Consider the following 16,770-nt stretch of genomic DNA (forward strand, 5'->3'; position numbering starts at 1 on the left):
ATTACAAAAAAATTATAATGAAAAATAAAATATCATTATCAATCCTGTCATTAGCGGTACTGCTTTCATGTAAAAACTCTCAGTTAACAAATACTGCTGCCGATACAAAATCAGTTTCAGTAAAATTAACTGATAATCAGTTAATGGACAAAGTTCAAAGTGATGCGCTCAAATATTTTTGGGACTTTGCTGAACCCAATTCACTCTTAGGAAGAGAACGTTACCACGAAGACAACATCTATCCGGACAATGACAAACATGTAGTTACAACAGGCGGATCCGGATTTGGGTTAATGACGATTCTGGTTGGTGTTGACAGGAAATACATTCCACGCAGGGAAGCTGTTAAAAGATTGACTCACATTGCAGATTTTCTGGAAAAAGCAGACCGTTTTCATGGCGCCTGGTCGCATTGGATCAATGGTGAAACCGGGAAAGTTGTCCCTTTCGGAAAAAAGGATAACGGCGGAGATCTTGTTGAAACGGCATTTTTGGTTCAGGGAATGATTTGCGTCCGCGAATATTTCAAAAACGGAAACGAGGAGGAAAAAGCTTTAGCGGCAAAAATGGACAAATTGTGGAAAGGTGTAGAATGGAATTGGTACACAAAAGGCGGTCAAAAAGTATTGTATTGGCACTGGTCGCCCAGCTATGGTTGGGAAATGAACTTTCCTTTAGAGGGTTATAACGAATGTCTGATTACCTACGTTTTAGCTGCATCTTCACCCGATTATTCGATTGATTATGATACCTACAACAAAGGCTGGACTCGCAACGGGACTTACACAACCGATCGTACAAAATATGGGCTTCCCTTGTATGTAAAGCACAATTATGCAGAAGAATTCGGCGGACCATTATTCTGGTCTCAATATTCTTATTTAGGCCTTGATCCAAGAGGTCTTTCGGATAAATATGTGAAAAGCTATTGGGATCTCAACCGTAATCATGTCTTGATAGATTATAAATATTGCCTGGAGAACCCTTACAAATACAAAGGCTATTCAGAAAAATATTGGGGACTTACCGCAAGTTATACAAGAAACAAAGACGGTTCGGTTGGATATGCTGCGCATCAGCCGATGAAAGAAGATTTTGGAGTGATCACGCCGACAGCTGCTCTTAGCTCAATGCCTTACACACCAAAAGAATCTATGGCATTTTTGAAGTTCTTGTACGAAGAGAAACCAAATTTCATTGGACAAGCCGGACCTTACGATGCCACTTCAGTTAATTTTAATGACTGGACGACGCCGCGTTACCTCGCAATTGATCAGGGAACAATTGCGCCAATGATTGAGAATTATCGTTCCGGATTATTATGGAATCTGTTTATGAATGCGCCGGAAATCAGAAACGGACTCAAAAAAATAGGATTTAAATCTACGGAGCATAAAATTCAATAGATTTAATTTATTATCTTTGGATCAGAACTCATTGTTTCGTTTTGACTCAATGGGTTTTTAGAGGAGCTTATACCTGCTTTCCACTATATCTTTTTTGTTTTATCACAAATTGTAGTTTTTAACAACAAACAACAAAAACAAAAAAGGATGCCGTTGCAATCAGGGCTAGGGCGTTGGTCGGGATAACAAGATTTTGTAAAATATGAACATTAGGTATATTTGAAGAAAGGTATATCAATACAAAAGAAATCAAATGGCTTTAAAACTTAAATATCTCCCACTTCTTTTATTAGTAATTAATCCATTAGTAAAAGCGCAGGAAATCAAATCGGAGTTTAATAGTGAGGTTAAAATCCAGAAGAAACTATCATACATTCTGGACTTACCTCAAAATATAAAAACAAAAATTCCATTAATAGTATTTCTTCATGGTTCGGGAGAAAGAGGAAATAATCTGGAAATAGTAAAAGCACACAGCCCATTTACTTATAAAAATCTGATAAAGGAACCAGTCGCTATTCTGGCACCTCAATGTCCGGAAAATACTTGGTGGGATACGGATGCGGTTTATTTCCTTATCAGAGAGATTTCGGAAAAATACAAAATCGATAAAGAAAGAATTTATCTCACAGGATTATCAATGGGTGGTTGGGGAACTCTGAAGTTGGCAGGTGAGCACCCTGAAATGTTTGCAGCAGTTGCAGCAGTTTGCGCACCAACAGACAGAGTAATGCTTGCTAATATTCATCAATACAAAGATCTGAATATCAAATTGTATCATGGCGGAATGGATGATGTAGTTCTTCCTGAGAATGCATTTAATTTCTATCAGAAATTACACCCAATCAATCCAAAAGCAGAGTTGATTATTTTCCCAAATGATAATCATAACTCCTGGGATTCTACCTATTCTGATCCTAAACTTTGGGATTGGATGTTATCATTAAAAAAATAAACGTTAAAGAAAATAAATATATATAAATGAAAAAGTTTATAATCCTAGCTGCGTTGGCATTATCGCCCTATTTTTTAGCGCAGGACATTGTAACCAAGCCCGCTCAGTCTTTCCAGTCGGCACAATATCAGTCTAAGAAAAAAGCATTCATAGACAATTTGATTGCCAAGATGACTTTGGACGAAAAAATCGGACAGTTGAATTTACCTTCATCCGGAGATTTTACAACAGGACAAGCTCAGAGTTCTGATATAGGAAAGAAAATAGAACAAGGTTTAGTTGGCGGATTATTTAACATCAAAGGTGTTGATAAGATTCGTGATGTACAAAAAGTAGCTGTAGAAAAAAGCCGTTTGAAAATTCCAATGATTTTCGGAATGGATGTGATCCATGGTTACGAAACTACTTTTCCGATTCCATTAGGATTGGCAGCGTCTTGGGATATGAATCTTATACAGAGATCAGCTCAGATCGCGGCTCAGGAAGCTACAGCAGATGGGATCAACTGGACATTTTCGCCAATGGTAGATATTTCAAGAGAGCCAAGATGGGGAAGAGTTGCAGAAGGTTCCGGTGAAGATCCTTACCTGGGAAGTGAAATTGCAAAAGCAATGGTTTATGGGTATCAAGGGAATGACTTATCAAAAAATAATACGATGCTGGCTTGCGTGAAGCATTTTGCACTTTATGGCGCTCCGGAAGGCGGACGTGATTATAATACAGTTGATATGAGCCACGTTCAAATGTATAACACTTATTTCCCACCATATAAAGCGGCTGTGGATGCGGGAGCAGGTTCTGTAATGGCGTCTTTCAATGAGGTTGATGGGATTCCTGCAACAGGTAACAAATGGCTGATGACGGATGTTCTTAGAAAACAGTGGAATTTCAAGGGCTTTGTCGTGACTGATTATACAGGTATCAACGAAATGATAGATCACGGCATGGGAGATCTTCAACAGGTTTCAGCATTAGCAATGAATGCCGGAATTGATATGGATATGGTTGGCGAAGGATTCTTGAAAACACTTAAACAATCCATCTCGGAAGGAAAAGTGTCTGAGCAAACGGTGACAGATGCTGCAAGAAGAATCCTTGAAGCTAAATATGATCTTGGACTTTTCGATGATCCTTATAAATATACAGATTCTAAAAGAGCTCAGAAAGAAGTTTTCAGCCCAAAACATTTAGAAGCAGCAAAAACGATTGCATCTAATTCTATGGTTTTGATGAAAAATGACAAACAGGTTCTTCCACTTAAAAAATCAGGTACTGTGGCCGTTATCGGACCATTGGCAGATAACGCGATGAATATGACAGGAACCTGGAGTGTTGCTGCAAAACACGCTAATTCTATTTCATTATTGAGAGGTTTGAAGGAAACGGTTGGCAAAGATGTGAATTTTATTTTTGCAAAAGGAAGCAACGTTTACGAATCCGAAATGATGGAACAGCGTGCCGCTATGTTTAATAAAACAACAGACAGGGATAATCGTCCCGCTGATCAAATCAGAAAAGAAGCTGTAGATGTTGCAAGCAAAGCAGATGTGATTGTTTTAGCGATTGGCGAAAGTGCCGAGATGAGCGGTGAGTCAAGTTCAAGAACAGATATTACAATTCCGGAAACTCAAAGAGAATTATTGAGAGAACTTAAGAAAACTGGTAAGCCAATTGTTTTGGTTTTATTTACAGGTCGTCCTTTGGTTCTGATGGAAGAATCTCAATTGGCTGATGCGATCCTGAACGTATGGTTCCCGGGAAGTATGGCTGGCTATGCAGTTTCTGATGTTCTTTATGGAAAAGTTAATCCTTCCGGAAAATTACCGATGACTTTCCCAAGAAGTGTAGGTCAGGTTCCAATCTATTATAACGCGAAGAATACAGGTCGCCCTTTAAGTACAGAAAATACTGACAAATGTAATTTCGAAAAATTCCGTTCCAATTATCTGGATGAGTGCAACACACCGCTTTATCCTTTTGGGTATGGATTAAGTTATACTAATTTCGGTTATTCTGATGTTTCTGTAACTAACGCTAAACCTTCTGGCAATACTAGCATCGAAGCTAATGTGACTTTAACAAATAACGGGAAATATGATGGAGCAGAAGTAGTTCAGCTTTATATCAGGGATTTGGTTGGAAGCAATACAAGACCTGTTAAGGAATTAAAAGGTTTCCAAAAAGTCTATCTGAAAGCTGGCGAAAGTAAAAAAGTAACATTCAAAATTTCCCCGGAAGATTTGAAGTTTTATAATAATCAATTGAAATACGATTGGGAAGCTGGAGATTTCGATATCATGATCGGAACCGACTCTCACAATGTTAAAACAACGAGAATCAATTGGTCTAAATAATTAAAAACCGCTTCGAAAAGAGGCGGTTTTTATTTTTATTATTCTTTGATGAATTTCTTGGAAATCCACTTTTGATTATCTTTTTTCAGATTCAGCAGATAGGTTCCTTGCTGCAATTTAGAAACATCAATGCTGTTATCAGTATCAGACATTTGAACCTGATGAACAATTCGTCCTGTTAAATCCAGAATTTCTGCAGAGATATTTTTTTCATTCACATTTTGAAGATAGATTTTCTCTTTTGCAGGATTAGGCGTGATTAAAATATTAGCTTGATTAATATCAGAAACGGAAAGATTATTAGTTTTGATTTTATAAATGGTATTGCCTGCTGCTACGTAAAGTTGTTTCTGATTGTCCTCACCGAAAGTTGTAAAATTCGCTGAAAAACTCGGACTCCAAACCATCGTATTCGAAGTATCCAAAACACCTATTTGAGCTGAACAGTAATCTGCAAAAACATATTTTCCTACGAGATCTGTATAAAGGTTACCTCTGTAGAGATAACCGCCCGTGATAGAGCATTTTCCTCCGGAATGATCGTATTGAGTAACCGGAAAAGTCATTGTAGAAGCGTTGGCACATCCTGTGGTATTATAAGGGGTGTTTCCTTCGTAACATCTCCATCCGTAGTTGATTCCTGGTGTTGCTGCAGATACTTTATTGATTTCTTCGATGTCACCTTGTCCGACATCAGCAATCCAAACCTGATTGGTAGTTCTGTCAAAAGAGAATTTCCATGCATTCCTAAGGCCGTAAGCCCAAATTTCGTCAGCGCCGTCAATTCCCACGAAGGGATTATCTGACGGAATATTATAAGCATTATCCGAGTTGACATCAATTCTCAGCATTTTCCCTAAAAGCGAATTTTTATTTTGAGCGTTATTATTCGGATCGCCACCGCTTCCGCCATCGCCGGTAGATATCCACAAGTAACCATCTGCTCCAAAATGAATGCTACCGCCATTATGATTAGTAAAAGGCTTAGGGATCGTTAAAAGAATTTTTTCCGATGAAACATCTGCTGTATTAGGATTTGACGAGTTTGCTGTGAATCTGGAAACTCTGATTGATCCTTGCAAATTATTATAATAAACAAAAAAATATCGATTGGTTAAAAACTGAGGATGAAATGCCAGTCCCAGTAATCCTCTTTCACCTCCAAAAGTGATGAGGTTGGAAATATTCAGAAAGTTATCCGGAGCAATAGTTCCGTTTTCATTCACAATCTTGATAGTGCCGGATTGCTGGACAACAAATAATCTATTGTCAGATGTTGGCGATGCAACAATCTCTACAGGATTAGAAATCCCGGAAACAAAGTTCTCCAGGCTAATGGTCTGAGCCGATAAACAGGCTGCTAAGAATAAGCCGATCCAAAGTAAAAGTTTTCCCATAACTTATTATTTTATAATTAATTATAGCCTTACCAAATTATATGCCTGTTGAGTGATTCTATTATTAATTTTCATAAAAAAATCTGATTTTCTTTCATTTTTCGGATAGATAAAGCGGATTTATTATTTTAAAAATTTAGTAAATACATATTTCTCATTTTCAAATTCCTATTTCCGTTATAAATCATTATATTTGCCGACTAAAATTATATATATCGTAAGAAAATGCAAGGAAAAGGACTCGTTACACTAGTTGCCATCGTTCTTGGACTGATTTGTCTCAATGAGCTTTTGCCTTCTTTCTATGCCAATAAAATAGAAAAGGAAGCTAGAGCTATTGCAGGTGATAATCAGGTAAAATACCAAGCCGAACTCGACAGACTTTCGAAAGACACGCTTAATCTTGGTTTTACAAAACTGAATTATACGTCTGCAAAACAAAAAGAAATGAAGTTGGGGTTGGACCTAAAAGGTGGTATCAACGTATTATTGGAGATCAACCAGAGAGATTTGGTAAATGATCTTAGTAATTATTCTACAAACGCTACTTTGATAGAAGCGCTTAACAGAACAGATCAGGCTCAGAAAAACTCGAGTAAGCAATATATCGAAGATTTTTTTACCCAGTTCGAAGCTGTTAACAAAGAGAAAGGTACGAATCTAAAGCTTGCTGATCCGGAAATTTTTGGAAACACCAATCTTTCTGAGATTAAATTCAATACACCTGACGATCAGGTAAAAAACATTGTAAGAAGAAAAATCGATGCGTCTGTAGGAACGGCTTATGAAGTTCTTAGAACCCGTATCGACAAAATGGGTGTTACTCAGCCAAACGTTCAGAGAGTTCCTGGAACCGGAAGAATCCTGGTAGAGATGCCAGGTATCAAAGATATCGACAGGGTTAAAAAAATGTTGGCGACTTCTGCTAAACTTCAGTTTTGGGAAGTACAGATGGGGCAGGAAGTTTTACCATATTTCTCAGAACTTAACCAATTGGTAAAAGTTAAAGGAGATTCAATAGGTGTTGCTAAAACAACAAATTTGACAAATCTTATCCAGTTAAACTCAACGCCTGGTAATGCTGTTGCTAATGTAAAATTATCGGATACAGCAGTTGTTAATAAAATCCTTAATAGTGCAATTGCTACAAAAGCTCGCCCGGTAAACTTAAAGTATACTCAGTTTATGTGGGGATACAAGCCAGAGAATAATACTTCTAACAGTCTTGTATTATACGCTATCCGTGGGAATATCAATCAAAAGGCTCCGGTTGACGGTGCTGTAGAATCTGCAAATATCAACTATGACCAGCTGGGACGTATTGTTGTAGATATGCAAATGGATTCTCAGGGTGCTCGTGATTGGAAAGCAATGACGGAGAAAAACAAAGGAAAAGTTGTGGCTGTAACGCTGGATAACAGAGTTTATACTGCACCAATGGTAAATGAGGTCATTCCTAATGGAAGAACGCAGATTTCCGGAAATTTTACTCAGGAAGAAGCTAAAGATTTGGTTGATGTTTTAGGCGCAGGTAAATTGCCTGCAGGTGCTAAAATTGTTCAGGCTGATGTTGTAGGACCTTCATTGGGAGCTGAATCTATCAATGACGGGATTATGTCATTCCTTATTGCATTTGCGGTAATTATTGTTTACATCATTTTCTATTATGGTGGAGCAGGGGTTTACGCAGTTATTGCAATGATCGTCAATTTATTCTACATCTTCGGGATCATGGATTCTGTAGATGCAACATTGACGCTTCCGGGTATTGCAGGTATTGTATTGTCTATGGCAATGGCAGTAGATGCAAACGTAATTATATATGAAAGAACAAAAGAAGAATTATTCCGCGGAAAAAGTATTCTTGAAGCATATAAAGATGGTTTCAAACATGCGATTTCTGCGATTATTGACGGTCACGTTACGACTTTTATTACAGCATTAATTCTTTACATCTTCGGAACAGGTCCAATCAAAGGATTTGCGGTAACATTGATGATCGGTCTTGTTATGACATTATTCACATCTGTATTATTGTCAAGAGTGATGATTTTCAATAGATTGAATAAAGGTAAATCATTATCTGTTTGGACTGCTCCAACCAAAAATCTTTTCAGAAATACCTGGATCGATTTCATTGGAAAAAGAAAATGGTCTTATATTGTATCTGCAATTTTAATGGTGATTTCAATTGCTTCAATTGCAATCAACGGCTTCAAATACGGAATCGATTTTACAGGTGGGCGTAACTATGTTGTAAGATTTGAAAAACCGGTTGACGCAAGTAAAATTGAAGAAAATATTGCTAAGCTGATGAAAACTGCAGACGGTAAAAACGAATCTGTGGAAGCCAAAACTTTTGGTAATTCTTCTCAATTAAAAATAACGACAGATTATCTGATTGATGACGAATCTCTTGCGGCTGACCAAACTGTTGAGCAAAAAATCTATGAAGGTCTTAAACAAGATTTGCCGGCAGGTATGAGTTTGGCAGATTTCAAAGCAGCAGATAAAGGCCATGCAGGAATAGTATCTTCTACAAAAGTAGGACCTACAGTTGCGGACGATATCACAACACACGGTATCTTGGCAGTTATCGCTTCATTGATTGGTATTTTCATCTATATCTTGGTAAGATTTGATAAGTGGCAGTTCTCTCTTGGAGCGGTTGCCGGTCTATTCCACGATACAGTGGTGATCTTGGGTGTTTACTCATTATTTTACAAAGTAATGCCTTTCAATATGGAGATTAACCAGGATTTTATCGCAGCAATTCTTACGGTAATTGGTTATTCGATTAACGATACGGTAATCATCTTTGACAGGATCAGAGAATACCTGCGTGAGAAAAAAGCATTGACACTGGCTGGATTATTTGATGACTCTATTTCCAGTACAATTGGTAGAACATTCAACACATCATTCACAACGATTTTGGTAATCCTGGCGATTTTCATCTTCGGTGGAGATAACCTGAGAGGATTTATGTTCTGCTTATTGTTAGGTATTGGATTCGGTACATACTCATCTATTTTTATTGCATCAGCTACGGCTTATGACTTCCTGAGAGGAAGGAAAAAAGAAGATAAGGTTACAGGAAAATCTTCTACCGATGTAGAATTAGCGAAGTAATTCCTTACGATACTTAATAAAAAAAGCTCTCAAGTAATTGGGAGCTTTTTTATTTAAAACATTTTCTAAATTTGGGCACCTTTTCCACGCTCCGCTCCCGCTTTTTTGCTAGTCATACTTCCTCACAAAAAGAGCTCCACTCAGCTCGGGTGCGCTTTGCAGGTCATAACATTGGTTGCCAAGTTTAAATATTTGTCAATAAAAAAATCAATTTTTCAAATCTTCAAAGTAGCAAATCAAAAAAATATTATCTTCGCAACTTATGAAACAGAATCAAAAATCAGCAGCAATAGGTTTTATATTTATCACACTTTTGATAGATATCACAGGTTGGGGCATCATCATTCCCGTGGTACCGAAACTGATAGAAGAACTGATCCACGCAGATATCAGCGAAGCAGCTAAATATGGTGGCTGGCTGAGTTTTGCTTATGCTTTCATACAGTTTATATTCTCACCATTGGTAGGAAATCTAAGTGACAGATTCGGAAGAAGGCCAATTATCTTATTATCACTTTTCGGATTTTCCATAGATTATATTTTTTTAGCATTATCGCCTACTATCTGGTGGCTTTTTGTTGGGAGAATCATTGCCGGAATTACAGGAGCCAGTGTTACTACAGCCAGTGCTTATATTGCGGATATCTCTACGGATAAAGATCGTGCAAAAAATTTCGGATTAATAGGAGCCGCTTTTGGGCTGGGATTTATTATTGGTCCTGTCTTAGGTGGTGTGTTGGGGCATTATGGTTCCAGAGTTCCGTTTTATGCGGCGGCAGCTTTATGTATGCTCAACTTTCTTTATGGTTATTTTATTTTACCGGAAAGTTTGTCTAAAGAAAATCGCAGAGAGTTTGACTGGAAACGTGCCAATCCTATTGGGTCATTAAAGCTGCTTAGAAAACATCCGGAGATTTCGGGATTAGTGATTTCCTTGATTTTGATTTACATTGGTGGACATGCTGTACAAAGTAACTGGAGTTTCTATACCATGTACAGATTCAACTGGGATGAAAGAATGGTAGGTATCTCTTTGGGCGTTGTAGGACTAATGGTTGGGTTGGTTCAGGGATTGTTGATAAGGTGGATTAATCCGAAAATCGGTGACCGTAAGAGCATCTACTATGGCCTGTTATTATACTCATTCGGAATGCTCCTATATGCATTTGCGACGCAAGGTTGGATGATGTTACTGTTCACTATCCCATACTGTTTAGGTGGAATCTGTGGACCAGCATTACAATCCATTATTACCAAAAATATCCCGTCCAATGAGCAGGGTGAATTGCAAGGCGCTTTGACGAGTCTTATGAGTGCAACGTCTATAATCGGTCCACCAATGATGACCAATTTATTTTATTATTTCACTCACAAAGAGGCACCTTTCTTATTTCCCGGAGCACCTTTTTTTCTTGCCTTTTTATTATTTATTGTAAGCATCTTTTTTGTTTATATCAACTTCAACAGAAAGAAAAAATAAATTTATTTAGGGAAATTATTAAGGATAGTTTTACTTTTTATATTCTAAAATCAAAAGGAATAATAATTTCTAAGCTATTTTTAAGTAAAAATTAATAAAATTCTCTCTATCAATTCTATAAATGTTTCTTAATTTTGTCAAATGGAATTGAGTATTGGAGAAATGCTGATGATTGCTCTGGCAATTGTCGTTCTGTTCGGACCGGATAAATTACCCGAGATCGCAAGAGGTCTTGGCGAAGGAGTTCGTAAAATGCGTGGGGCAGTGGATGATATCAAAACCGAAATCATGAAAGAAGCGGACAATCCTGTTTCCGAAATCAAAAAAGAGATCGAAAAGGTGAAACAATCTGCGCAGGAATTCAATCCCTTGGCAGACAAAAAAACGGAGGCTTTTCTTAAAGAAGAGACACCCAAAATCGACCTTTCCGAGGACGATTCTCACGAAGGTCCAGTAAGCAGATAATATGGACTGGCTCATTGAAAAGGACCAGGAATTATTATTATTCCTGAATAGATTAGGAGACTCAGCTTTCGATCCTTTTTGGCTTCTGATGACAAGCAAATGGTTCTGGATACCGTTTTATGCTATATTGCTTTATCTTCTTTACAAAAGTTTTCCGTTAAAAAAATTAATTTTTGTCATTATACTCATCGCAATTGGAATTACAATTTCCGATCAGCTGGCTGGTATTTTCAAATACGGTGTTGGCAGGCTAAGACCCTGTCATAATGATCTGTTGATGGCAAAGATGCGGTTGGTAACCTGCGGAGGACAATTCGGATTCTACTCCTCACATTCTTCAAATTCTTTTTTTCTGGTCAGTTTTTTATCGATTCTGATTGGTGAAAAATATAGAATACTTCCTTATATCTTACTTTTCTGGGCACTTTTGGTTTCATATAGCAGGATCTATTTAGGAGTTCATTTTCCTTTAGATGTTGTATATGGAGCGGCTGTTGGATTTTTTTTAGGGGGTGTTTTTGCCAATCTTGCAAAAAAAATTATCGCAAAAAAGTGAATTATTTTTTAGGAGCTTAAACCCGCTATCCACTATATCTTTTTATTTTTTTAGCAAAAAAAATAAAAAGGATGCCGTTACTATCGGGGCTAGTTAGCAATTCGGAAGCCCTTTGAAAGTTTAAACCTAACAACAATCAACAACTGTTATAAGATAAAAACTCAATTTTAATCATTATGATAAGGTTTTCCTTGCAAAATAGTTGCAGCCCGATAAATCTGTTCCACGAAAAACAGCCTAATCATCTGATGTGTAAAAGTCATTTTTGACAGAGATACTTTTTCATTAGCACGTTGATAGATCTCCTCAGAAAAACCATAAGCTCCGCCAATAAGTATGTTTACCTTTTTTACTGAATTTCCAAGCCAGAAATCAATTTTTCCGGCAAACTCGCGGCTGGTAAATTGTTTACCTTTTTCATCCAGCAGAATGACCAGATCAGAAGAGTCTATTTGGTTCTGAAACAGTTTGGCTTCTTCTTTTTTCAGTTGATCAGGATTCAGGTTTCTGGCGTTTTTCACATCCGGAATTTCCAGAAGTTCAAAGTTCCAGTGTTTTGGGATTCTTGGCAGGTAATAGCTGATAAGAGAAACAATTTCTTTATCATCCGTTTTCCCGATGCAGATCAAATTAATACGCATTTAGTATATTTGTGAGGCAAAGATAAATGAATGGCAAAAAAAATACGACGTTTTTTCCTCAAAATCCAAAACTTTTTCGACGGAATTCATATTCCGGTTTTAGGAATTTCTCTGTGGAAAATGTTCGGGATTTATAGCAATGCGATTTTCAAAAATCCATTAGGACGGCAGGCTGCTAGTATTTCATGGAATTTTTTTCTCAGCCTTTTTCCGATGATTCTGTTTCTCTTGTCGGTTTTGCCTTATATGCCGCATTATGATAAACTTCAGTTTTATATTTTCGAAGTTCTTATGCCAAGAATTTTCCCTTCGCATATGCAAAGTGATGTGACAAACTATATCCAGGGTAATATTATTCCTAACATGAAGTCGATAAGTAATTTAACAATCTTATTGTCTTTTGTATTTGCTACTAACGGTTGTTTTACGCTGATTAACGGATTCAACAGGAATACAGAATTACAGAGAGGCTTTGTGAAAGAATATGCTTTGGCAATGCTTGTAACAATCAGCTTTCTGACATTGGTTTTTCTTTCTATTTTCGGGATCTATTACAGCGAAGTTGTTCTGAAGCTTTTTACACCAACATATGATATCAGCTGGTTTACTAAAAACATGACCAAAATTATCGGTTTCATATCGTTTCCATTGTTTTATTTTATTTTGCTGACACTTTTTTACTGGGTGGGCTGTCTCAAAATTACAAGACTAAGAGAAGCTTATCCGGGCGCTGTTCTTACAACGGTTTTATTTGTTCTACTGACCTACTTTTTCGCTATTTATGTGGCTAATATTGCAAGATACAATGTCCTGTACGGTTCCATTGGTTCCATTATTTTGGTAATGGTTTGGGTCAATGTAAACGTGTTTCTGGTATTGATGGGTAATGAACTGAACCTGGCGATCAAAAAAGTTAAATTGGAGAAATTGGTTCGTGAAGAAATGAATTCTACAGAAATGATTGAATCCTAATTTTTCTTCATTTTTAAAATCAAATAACCGGTAAGCCCGGACAAAACAGACGCAAACAGAATACTGATTTTAGAGAGATTCTGGATTGCGGTCTCATTTGGGAAAGCTAAAAGCGATACAAAAATCGACATTGTGAAACCGATTCCGGCCAGGAACCCAACGCCGATCATTTCTTTCCAGGCAGATAAAGCAGGCATTTTTCCCCATTTCAATTTTATAGCTAAAAAGGAAAACAAATTGATGCCTAAAACTTTTCCTGCAAATAATCCGAAGATAATTCCCAAACTCAATGGGCTGATAAAATGACTGAATATTCCGGACTGAAAAGTAATATTAGTATTTGCCAAAGCGAATACTGGCATGATTAAAAAGCTGACAGGAATGTGAAGTTTTTGTTCTAATTTTTCTAATGGCGAAATCTCGGTTGTAGAAACATTGGTAGGAATTGTAAAAGCTAGGATAACGCCCGCAATTGTTGCATGAATTCCGGAATGATGCATAAAATACCATAGAAATAATCCCGGAATAATGTAAAAGAGGATCTTTGTAATCCCAATTCTATTGAGAATAATTAATAAAGCAGTTATTCCGCCGCAAATTCCCAAAGAAATCCAATCTATCGAGTCCGTATAGAACAATGCAATAACGATAATTGCCCCCAGATCATCAACGATTGCCAGAGCACTCAGGAAGATTTTCAAAGAATTAGGGACACTCTTTCCAAGCAGAGAAATAATAGCAAGCGAAAACGCGATATCAGTCGCCATTGGAATTGCCCAGCCATTTTTATAACCGGTATTATGATTGAATGCAACATAAATCAAAGCCGGAATCAGCATCCCGCCAACAGCAGCGAAAATCGGAAGGCTTGCTTTTCTGATATCAGACAATTCGCCTTCGAGTAATTCCCGTTTGATTTCCAGACCAACCAAAAGGAAGAAAATGGCCATTAGTCCGTCATTGATCCAAACGGAAACCGAATAATCCAAATGAAATACTTCTGTTCCTATTTTCGAATCCAGAAGATTTTGAAATGCTTCTGCTGGTGACGTGTTAGCAATAATTAATGATACTATCACACAGACGATCAATAATACACCGGAACTTTTGCTGCTATGGAAAAATTGCTGAAAATACTTTGATAAAACCATTACATTCTCTTCACTTTAGAAACGCCATTAATTGCCTTCAGCTGCTTGAATGTTTCCTCAAGCTGACTTCTGTTTTTAACTTCAAGATTGATGTTTCCTGTAAAAATGCCGTCGTTGGAAGCAATGCTCATACTCTTCATGTCCATATTCATATTGTTACTGATAACTGCCGTGATGTCGTTGATCATTCCCATTCTGTCAAGACCTTCGATCTCGATTTTGATTCTGTTTTTGAAACTTTCAGCATTGACCCATTTGGCCTGCAGAACACGATAATCATAATTAGCTCTCAGGTTGATTGCGTTGGGGCAGTTGTCATTATGAACTTTGATGCCGTCAGAAATCGTAATAAATCCGAAAATCTTATCACCAGGAATTACGGTGCAGCATTTAGCAAAACTATAATTCAGTTTTTCTTCATCTTTTCCGAAAACAATCATATCCAAATTGGAGTCGACTTTTTCGACATATTCCTCTTTGTTGGATGATTTTCGGAAACGGTTGAAAATATTGCTGAGAATACTTTTTTTGTCAGAATATCTTTTGATATCACCAATATCGAATGTTCCGTTCTGAAATCCTAGAAATAGATCCTGGGAAGTTTTCAGATTCAGGAATTTTTGCAAACCATTGATTTCGTCATCATTGAAATTCAATTTGGCGTGACGCATTTTTCTTTGCAGAATTTCCTTCCCTTCTGCTGTATGCTGATTTTTTTCCGAATTAAGGATATTCTTAATTTTAGATTTGGCTTTGGAAGTGACTACAAACTCCAGCCAGTCAGCTTTTGGTTTTTGGTTCTGTGACGAAAGAATATCAATCTGATCACCATTCTGAAGCACATAACTGATCGGAACCAATTTTCCATTGATTTTCGCACCCAAACATTTCATTCCAAGATCTGTATGCACAGAGAATGCAAAATCCAATGCAGTTGCGCCGGTTGGTAATATTTTGATTTCACCTTTTGGCGTGAAGACAAAAACTTCTTTGGAGTAGAGATTCAGTTTAATATTATCAAGAAGTTCTGATGTAGAGAGGTTTTGCTGTTGTTCCAAAACTTCCCGTATCTCTGTAACCCAGTTTTCAAATCGCTGATCGTCACTGTTTTTGCGGTAACCTTCTTTGTATTTATAATGGGCAGCAACACCTTTTTCTGCGATGTCATCCATCCTTTCCGACCGAATCTGAACTTCGATCCATTTTTTATCAGGACCCATTACAGTAAGGTGCAAACTTTCGTAGCCAGTAGATCTCGGTTGAGAAATCCAGTCGCGCATTCGGGAAGGATTACTTTGATAAAGGTCGGTGACGATAGAATAGATCTTCCAGGCAAGGAATTTCTCGTTTCTCGGATCAGATTTATAAATGATTCTGATGGCGTAATTATCAAAAACTTCCTCAAAGGTCACATTCTGTTTCTGCATTTTACGATAAATGGAACTGATGGCTTTCGCACGGCCTTTTATGGTAAAATTGAGTCCTTCTTCTTTCAGTTGTTCAGAAACTTCTTTGGTAAATTCCTCAACATATTTTTCGCGGCCTTCTTTGGCGATTTCCAATTTACCAACAATCTCATTATAGATATCAGGATTGTTATATTTCAATGAGAGGTCTTCCAGCTCAGATTTGATATTATAAAGTCCAAATCTGTGAGCCAAAGGAGCATAGATATAAGCGGTTTCTGCAGCAATTTTTTTCTGCTTCACAGGATGCATACTTTCCAGCGTTCTCATGTTATGCAGGCGGTCTGCGATCTTGATGAGAATCACCCGGAAATCTTCAGAAAGTGTCAGCAATAATTTTCTGTAATTTTCAGACTGAACCGATATGTTCTGCTGGTTCATCACAGAGATTTTTGTCAAACCGTTAACGATATCCGCAATATTTTTCCCGAAGATTTTTTTAAGATCTTCATACGTGTATTCGGAATCTTCGATCACATCGTGGAGTAGTGCGCAGGCAATGCTGGTTGCGCCTAAACCAATCTCGTTGGCCACAATTTTTGCAACCTCTATCGGATGGTAGATGTATGGTTCTCCAGTTTTTCTACGTTGATCTTTGTGAGCATCCAGAGCAATATCAAAAGCCTTTCTGATAAGCTTGTTCTGTTCTTCATCCAAAGTACGGTATGTGTTGGAAATAAGGTCTTTATATCTCGCAAGGATTTCCTTGTTTTCTTTCTCTAAATCGTAAATCATATAAAATGTAAACTCACAAACGAATATAAGAAATTTAATACAGATTATCAAGCTATCTTT

At 37.3% G+C, this 16,770-nt stretch carries 12 protein-coding genes; 8 read left to right on the top strand and 4 right to left on the bottom strand.

All coding sequences use genetic code 11. From position 1 onward, the window contains the following. Nucleotides 1-17: 17 nt before the first annotated feature. The 3 genes from AC5P2S_RS04300 to bglX all read left to right on the top strand — a co-directional run bounded on the left by AC5P2S_RS04300 (nt 18) and on the right by bglX (nt 4,715). The gene (locus AC5P2S_RS04300; RefSeq protein WP_494556345.1) at nt 18-1,406 is read left to right on the top strand and encodes a glucoamylase family protein; all 1,389 of its coding nucleotides are present in this window, start codon (nt 18-20) and stop codon (nt 1,404-1,406) included. A gap of 253 nt (nt 1,407-1,659) precedes the next feature. After that, nucleotides 1,660-2,361: a carboxylesterase family protein gene (locus AC5P2S_RS04305; protein ID WP_494556346.1), complete on the top strand. Its 702-nt coding sequence runs from the start codon at nt 1,660-1,662 to the stop codon at nt 2,359-2,361. A 26-nt stretch (nt 2,362-2,387) separates the two neighbouring features. Further along, nucleotides 2,388-4,715 carry a beta-glucosidase BglX gene (bglX, locus tag AC5P2S_RS04310; protein ID WP_494556347.1) on the top strand — a complete coding sequence of 776 codons (2,328 nt, stop codon included), beginning with the start codon at nt 2,388-2,390 and terminating at the stop codon, nt 4,713-4,715. Between the two features lie 38 nt (nt 4,716-4,753). On the opposite strand, the gene AC5P2S_RS04315 is transcribed toward bglX, so the two are convergent. After that, on the bottom strand, nt 4,754-6,112 hold the full coding sequence (locus AC5P2S_RS04315; protein ID WP_494556348.1) for a PQQ-dependent sugar dehydrogenase: 1,359 nt from the start codon (nt 6,110-6,112) through the stop codon (nt 4,754-4,756). 225 nt (nt 6,113-6,337) lie between these two features. Here AC5P2S_RS04315 and secD point away from each other — a divergent pair, with 225 nt between their 5' ends. From secD to AC5P2S_RS04335, 4 genes are all read left to right on the top strand, one after another. After that, nucleotides 6,338-9,244 carry a protein translocase subunit SecD gene (secD, locus tag AC5P2S_RS04320; RefSeq protein WP_494556349.1) on the top strand — a complete coding sequence of 969 codons (2,907 nt, stop codon included), beginning with the start codon at nt 6,338-6,340 and terminating at the stop codon, nt 9,242-9,244. 262 nt (nt 9,245-9,506) lie between these two features. Continuing rightward, complete coding sequence (locus AC5P2S_RS04325) at nt 9,507-10,724, top strand: TCR/Tet family MFS transporter (RefSeq protein ID WP_494556350.1); 1,218 nt, start codon at nt 9,507-9,509, stop codon at nt 10,722-10,724. Between the two features lie 141 nt (nt 10,725-10,865). Next, nucleotides 10,866-11,189, top strand: a complete 324-nt coding sequence (locus AC5P2S_RS04330) for a Sec-independent protein translocase subunit TatA/TatB (RefSeq protein WP_283417369.1) — start codon at nt 10,866-10,868, stop codon at nt 11,187-11,189. A 1-nt stretch (nt 11,190) separates the two neighbouring features. Next, a complete protein-coding gene (locus AC5P2S_RS04335; RefSeq protein WP_494556351.1) occupies nt 11,191-11,745 on the top strand; it encodes a phosphatase PAP2 family protein in 555 nt (184 codons plus the stop codon). A 167-nt stretch (nt 11,746-11,912) separates the two neighbouring features. Here AC5P2S_RS04335 and AC5P2S_RS04340 read toward each other — a convergent pair whose 3' ends face one another. Beyond that, nucleotides 11,913-12,386: a 23S rRNA (pseudouridine(1915)-N(3))-methyltransferase RlmH gene (locus AC5P2S_RS04340; RefSeq protein ID WP_283417367.1), complete on the bottom strand. Its 474-nt coding sequence runs from the start codon at nt 12,384-12,386 to the stop codon at nt 11,913-11,915. 30 nt (nt 12,387-12,416) lie between these two features. Between AC5P2S_RS04340 and AC5P2S_RS04345 the strand changes: the two genes are divergently transcribed. Continuing rightward, on the top strand, nt 12,417-13,358 hold the full coding sequence (locus AC5P2S_RS04345) for a YihY/virulence factor BrkB family protein (protein WP_494556352.1): 942 nt from the start codon (nt 12,417-12,419) through the stop codon (nt 13,356-13,358). Here AC5P2S_RS04345 and nhaA read toward each other — a convergent pair. Together nhaA and AC5P2S_RS04355 are read right to left on the bottom strand one after the other, a co-directional pair. Next, nucleotides 13,355-14,509 (bottom strand): Na+/H+ antiporter NhaA, encoded by a 1,155-nt coding sequence (gene nhaA, locus AC5P2S_RS04350; protein WP_283417365.1) that lies wholly within the window; start codon nt 14,507-14,509, stop codon nt 13,355-13,357. The genes AC5P2S_RS04345 and nhaA overlap by 4 nt on opposite strands. Further along, nucleotides 14,509-16,710: a RelA/SpoT family protein gene (locus tag AC5P2S_RS04355; protein WP_283417364.1), complete on the bottom strand. Its 2,202-nt coding sequence runs from the start codon at nt 16,708-16,710 to the stop codon at nt 14,509-14,511. The genes nhaA and AC5P2S_RS04355 overlap by 1 nt, the downstream gene beginning before the upstream one ends. Nucleotides 16,711-16,770: the final 60 nt, after the last annotated feature.

The sequence above is a fragment of the Epilithonimonas sp. 33E genome (assembly GCF_059372615.1).